This window comes from Secundilactobacillus angelensis (assembly GCF_012641075.1).
GTDB lineage: Bacteria > Bacillota > Bacilli > Lactobacillales > Lactobacillaceae > Secundilactobacillus > Secundilactobacillus angelensis.
In genome coordinates this window covers 1-5460 of record NZ_JAAXLJ010000038.1, presented here as the reverse complement: position 1 = coordinate 5460, position 5460 = coordinate 1, and the positions used below count along the sequence as shown (strand labels likewise).

8 protein-coding genes are annotated in these 5460 nt (G+C 37.6%); 6 read left to right on the top strand and 2 right to left on the bottom strand.

What is annotated here, in order from left to right; all coding sequences use genetic code 11:
* Positions 1 to 186: 186 nt before the first annotated feature.
* Both HC026_RS12100 and HC026_RS12095 read right to left on the bottom strand, forming a co-directional pair.
* Positions 187 to 450, bottom strand: a complete 264-nt coding sequence (locus HC026_RS12100; RefSeq protein WP_168926170.1) for a hypothetical protein — start codon at positions 448 to 450, stop codon at positions 187 to 189.
* 14 nt (positions 451 to 464) lie between these two features.
* Positions 465 to 668, bottom strand: coding sequence for a helix-turn-helix domain-containing protein (locus tag HC026_RS12095; protein ID WP_168926169.1), 204 nt, complete (start codon positions 666 to 668; stop codon positions 465 to 467).
* A gap of 257 nt (positions 669 to 925) precedes the next feature.
* Between HC026_RS12095 and HC026_RS12090 the strand changes: the two genes are divergently transcribed.
* The 6 genes from HC026_RS12090 to HC026_RS12065 all read left to right on the top strand — a co-directional run bounded on the left by HC026_RS12090 (position 926) and on the right by HC026_RS12065 (position 5353).
* Positions 926 to 1285 (top strand): helix-turn-helix domain-containing protein, encoded by a 360-nt coding sequence (locus HC026_RS12090; RefSeq protein ID WP_168926168.1) that lies wholly within the window; start codon positions 926 to 928, stop codon positions 1283 to 1285.
* Positions 1286 to 1300: 15 nt separating this feature from the next.
* Positions 1301 to 1948 carry an ImmA/IrrE family metallo-endopeptidase gene (locus HC026_RS12085; protein ID WP_168926167.1) on the top strand — a complete coding sequence of 216 codons (648 nt, stop codon included), beginning with the start codon at positions 1301 to 1303 and terminating at the stop codon, positions 1946 to 1948.
* Positions 1949 to 2003: 55 nt separating this feature from the next.
* Entirely contained in the window at positions 2004 to 3017 is a 1014-nt protein-coding gene (locus HC026_RS12080) for a DUF4428 domain-containing protein (RefSeq protein WP_168926166.1), read from the top strand.
* A 58-nt stretch (positions 3018 to 3075) separates the two neighbouring features.
* A complete protein-coding gene (locus HC026_RS12075) occupies positions 3076 to 3525 on the top strand; it encodes a hypothetical protein (RefSeq protein WP_168926165.1) in 450 nt (149 codons plus the stop codon).
* Positions 3526 to 3583: 58 nt separating this feature from the next.
* Entirely contained in the window at positions 3584 to 4030 is a 447-nt protein-coding gene (locus HC026_RS12070) for a hypothetical protein (protein WP_168926164.1), read from the top strand.
* A 162-nt stretch (positions 4031 to 4192) separates the two neighbouring features.
* Positions 4193 to 5353: a tyrosine-type recombinase/integrase gene (locus tag HC026_RS12065; RefSeq protein ID WP_168926163.1), complete on the top strand. Its 1161-nt coding sequence runs from the start codon at positions 4193 to 4195 to the stop codon at positions 5351 to 5353.
* The last annotated feature ends 107 nt before the right edge of the window (positions 5354 to 5460 follow it).

The window sequence follows — 5460 nt, the reverse complement described above, 5'->3', positions numbered from 1 at the left end:
CACTCAGTGTTAGCATCCGAAGAAATCATGTGGGTCTTTAATGGCTTCATGGATCATCCACGCTAATCCACTGACACCTGCCAGTGCAATCAGTCCTATAAACCCATCCACGAGGCAACGCCCGTAAAATACATAATCTTGTGTGTTCATCTAACTCATCCTTTCCAAACTAACCCGCCTAGGTTTTTACTTTACAGTTTGGTGATCCATCAGCCACTCATGGACTGCTGGAACATAGTAGCGTTCAAGGCTTCCATCCTTAACGCTCGGAAATCCCGGTTGAAACCGGAAGTGTTCATCAAATGTATTCACGTCAATGTGTAATACTTGTGAACAAAGTTCCTTGCGACTAAGCAATTGGTAGTTGTTAACTTGTCCAGCATCAAAACCTTGCTTGAATACTTTGTTGACCATTTCTAAAATGCCTTGCTCTAAAACAGTTCCTTCCACTTAAATCATCTCCTTTAAAGACCAAGCACTCTATTGATACTGTGCCGAATCTCCAATGAACGTGGCGACATATCCCCTTGAACCGCCCGATTAAGCACTTGCGGATTAACATCAAGAAGTTTTGACAGTTCAACTTGCGTCATATCCCGATCCAATAGCGCTTTTTTGATTCTCTTTTTATTTTCACGAACACTATTGAGGATCATTTCTTCAGTCATAACGTCACTTCCCTTCTGTTATTTATTCATCAAGTTATTGACAGGTTTAGCAAATATGCTAAAATGAAAGCATAATCAAATAAGCAATAATCATTTGTACCCGTTAGTTTTACTCGCCAAAGTACCGAACTAATAGGACTGTTTATTTATTGCTCAATTACTTGATGAATTCATTATTACGCAAGTATGCTAAATATGCAAGTATAAAATACGCATTTATGCTAATAATGGTTCGTCTTTCGGGGAGAATCGTTGATATGACAACATTCGAAAGAATTAAAAAATTAGCAAAGATGCGTGGGTATTCATTATCATCATTGAATGATAAAGCTGGTCTTGGGACTAATTCTATCTATCATTGGAAAACAAAAGCTCCTAATATAACCAGTCTTAAAAAGGTTGCTGATGTTTTAGGTGTCCCAGTTGACAGTCTACTTGAGGACAATAATGAAACATCCAAATCAAACATCTCAGCTGATGATGAAATGTTTTTTAGAACTGTCCTTGATAAAGATGGTATGTCAGATAAGCAATATCAGGAATATCGTAAACGGATAGAACAATTCGCTCGTTTTGCAAGATCAGATATTGAAAATGATATTCAAAATGGAAAATAAAGCTGGTAATAGTTAATGAAGAAAAGTCGCTACAATCAAATTGCTAATCGAACTCGTCAGATAACTGACAAAATATTGTGGAAGTATAATATTGGATGGCAAGATTATCAAGTTCAATTGATTATTGATGATTTTAAAAAACAGGGTGTTCTCTTTGGCACTTATAATTTTGATAAAGGTTTGGGTGTCATTGGATCTACTTTTTGTCATGCCGGTAGAGCAAAGATATATGTTGAGCCAATGTATTATGAGCCACGCCAGAACTTCACCACAGTACATGAGTTAGGTCATTACATACTGCACGTGAATGAAAATACTGAAGACATTTTTGATGGTATTAAGCCAATGAACAGTACAACTGAAATTGAAGCAAATATCGTAGCAAGTCGATTGCTTTTACCAGATAGATGCTTAATTAATGCCCTGAAATCGGATTGGTCGTACTTAACAATCTGCAAAACTTTCGGAATAAGTCAGTCTGCCCTCTTTCATCGTTTAGAAATGGATTCATTGGTTTACTTAAGAACATCCAAAAGGACAGCAGAACAAGGTGCTAATAATTTGAGAAGACGCACCCGTGATGCCTACCGTAAAACTGCTTATGATTTTGCTAATAATTTATCTAGACGAATGATTGAAGTAAACTCATTATGCACGTACTAAAAGTAGTCCAAATACTGAGGACTTTAAAAGCTGAAAAGTTGGGAGTCATTTTAAAATGGCAAAACAATGCGCAATCTGTGGTAAACAAATTAATTTTTTAGATCAGGACTTATCATTTAAGGATGGTAAAGCATGTATAGAATGTTCAAATAAAGCTGGCTTAACGACCAATTTCGATTCAATCTCATGGGCTTCTGCTCATCGTATTTCTGACTTGAAAGCATTAATTGATTCCTGTCAGAAGATTGACCCTAAACGGGATAAGGAACTAGCAAAACAAAAAGTTAAAGCTGAAAAGCTTGAACAAAAGCAAGTCAAGAAAAATCAAGCAGCAGCTGCTCAACAGGCATATGTCGATGCTAAAAACGAATTTAAAAAATCCGATACTGAAATTTTGGGCTTTTTCTATTTTAACCCGACCATTAAAAAAGTATTTCGGGATAGAAGCATGAAAAACCGCGGTTATCGAGTCTTTAATTATTCAGATATCATTAACTATCAAGCAGTTGTTAAGGGTCACAATGACAGTAAGAAGCATGGGCTTATCTCGTCCCTGCTAACTGTGGAGGACGACACAGAGTTTGACCATGTCGAAGAAATATATGTAACCATTCAATTGAAAGATGGTTCTGCTGAAACCGGTTGGTTAGCTGATTCAAAAACAGGTAAAACGATGTCTTCAGTTGTTCAAGACGATCTGAAAAAGCTTTGCTCATTGTTAGATCAGATACTAACTGAAAATGACATTCCAGCAGCCACTAGAATAAGTTATATTGATACCACATTGAACACAGCCTCTCAGGTGTCAGCAACTAACAATGTCCAGCCTGTTGTTATATCTGAGCCAAAGAAAAAGCCTTCTCGTAAAGCACCCCACTGCCCAAGATGTAAATCAAATAACATCCAAATCATGGAAAATAAGCGAAAGTTCTCTCTCATGAAAACTGCTGCTGGTGGATTTGTTTTTGGTGTTCCAGGAGCTGCTGCTGGAGCCTTAATTGGTAAGCGTGGTAAGAAGTATCACGCCGTATGTATGGATTGCGGTAAGAAGTTCGATATTAAGTTATAAATTACATGTCCAAATACTGACAGACGCTAAAAGCTGAAATTTAACTGGGGGTAATTATGTGGTACAAGTATTGTCATTAATTAGTGTCGGATTGGGATTGTTCGCAATCACAGCAGCTATTATTGGTTTCTTTGTGGCAAACTGGTCAGGTTCAGTGGCTAAATACTGGGAAATCGTCATTGGATTGATTGTGGTTTGGCTGATTGGTGTATTTCAATTGTTCAGCCTGTTCACGGGATACAGCAAGAACATAGATCTGGTTAGCAGCTGTGCCTTCCTGATTTTAACAGCCTTTCTTACATGGGTTCTATTCAGTCAAGGATTCAACAAGCATCTTTCATCAGGTAAAGGTTTAAAGATTCCTGTAATCTGGGTTCTATGTACTTTCCTGTTCACTATCGTTATCGGTGGCTTAGGTACGCATTATTACATTGAACATCAGGTAAATCAGATTGAACAAAAATGGAATCACGAAGTTGATAAAGTCAACCAAGAATTGAACAAATAAAATATTGTCCAAACACTGATGACTATAAAAGCTGAAATGGAAAATGGAGAATTTTTAATTGAATGCTAAACAATGCGTCCTAACAGGTTTAATTGGTTTATCGTTTGGTGTTGGATTTGCTGCTACTCAAACCAAGGCAGAAGCTTATTCCACATACAAATCAATTCCACATGCACTTCGAGGATATTATATTTCATATCGAGATAATGATTCTTTAAAAATCAGTCAACACATGGTAGTTGGTGGATCGCCATTAGCAGATTCTTATTCATACCACGTTACCAAAGTTAACTATAGCCATCACATTTACCATATTCATTCATATATGGAGTTAGGTAGTCGAAGTTATTATACTTTGAAATTGAATCACTATGCTAAAGCAAAAATTAAGTCTGGTAATGCACATTATCAGAAAGTCAGCAAAGCTAGGTATTACTACTTTTTGAATCATTTTAATCCAGATTATACTTATTCTTATGATTCTGGCCCTGTATACAAATATTAAAACAAAAAACACATCCCGCCCCCGCCAGAGTTTGAGATGTGCCTACGAAAATACATAAACGGGTGAACTGCACCCTTTTTATAATCATACCTTAAAGGAGGTGATGCCACAACTATCCTAAATAATTTAACCCGCCTAGGTAAATTAGAAAGGATAATTAATATGGCTAGTATTACAAAACGCGGAAACAACTACAATGTACGGATTTTTGATGCTGAAAGTGGCAAACGAGTCAGTCAAAGCTTTCCAACCAAAAAGATGGCACAAGTATGGGCGAACAAAATTGAATTAAAGAAGTTCTCTGGTATTGGCGTGGTTCAATCGCAAGACACTTTGCCTGAGTATATGCATGGCTGGTTTAAGACTTTTAAGGAGCCGACCATTTCCAATACAACTAAGAAAAGATATCTTAATACGCTTAAAGTTGTGGATGAAAACTGGGAAGGCCAGAAAATATCTGAGATCACTCGCACTCAATATCAGCGATTTCTCAATCGATTTGGCAAGCACCATTCATTGGCAAGCTCACAGAAACTGCACAGTCAAATTAGAGCGTCAATTCGGGACGCTATGGACGATGGCATTATCACCAATGACTTTACTAAGCGAGCAAGAATAAGCGGTTCAGCAGGCAAAAATGAAGCTGACAAGTACCTTGATAAGCCAGACATGGAATCTTTGATCACTGAGCTAAAAAGAGACGTTAATGCCACCCATCCTTCCAAGACAATGGCGTTAGTGTCTCTCTATACTGGTGCTAGATACGAAGAAGTCGCTGCGCTACAATGGTCAGATATCAGTGAAAAGTTCGGTACGGTTAATATCAGTAAAGCATGGGACGCAGATGAAGAAGATTTTAAGCCAACCAAGAATGACCAATCCAATCGAACTGTCCCAGTTAACAAAGGCTTCTTTGATTTTATGTATCAGTACTGGACTAGTTTTCAGCAGGTAGCTGCACCTGATCCACACGATTTAATCTTTGTTACACCACATGGCAAAGTCCCAACATCCACTGCAGTTAATAACATGCTTCATGCGGCACTTAAACGGATCGGTGCTAAACAAATCAGCTTCCACGGATTGCGTCACACGCATGCTTCGTATTTAATATACTCAGGAATATCTTTATATGCAATTTCTAAACATTTGGGCCATGCAAATTTCAATGTCACACTGTCGACTTACTCTCATATTTTTAGCGAACTTGAATCAAGAGAGAATAAAAATTTAATTTCTGCATTAAATTCACTGGCACCAAATTGGAACAAGGGTAAAAGCGCAGGCAACAAACGTAGCGTTATCAGTAGTTTCAGCAGGTGAGTTAGATGCCTGCTCGGGGCATAATAAACGTGATTAAATCATGTTATAACGACTGAAAACGCCTAGAAATGGGCGTTTTTATTTTGCATAAAATGAATAGAAATGAT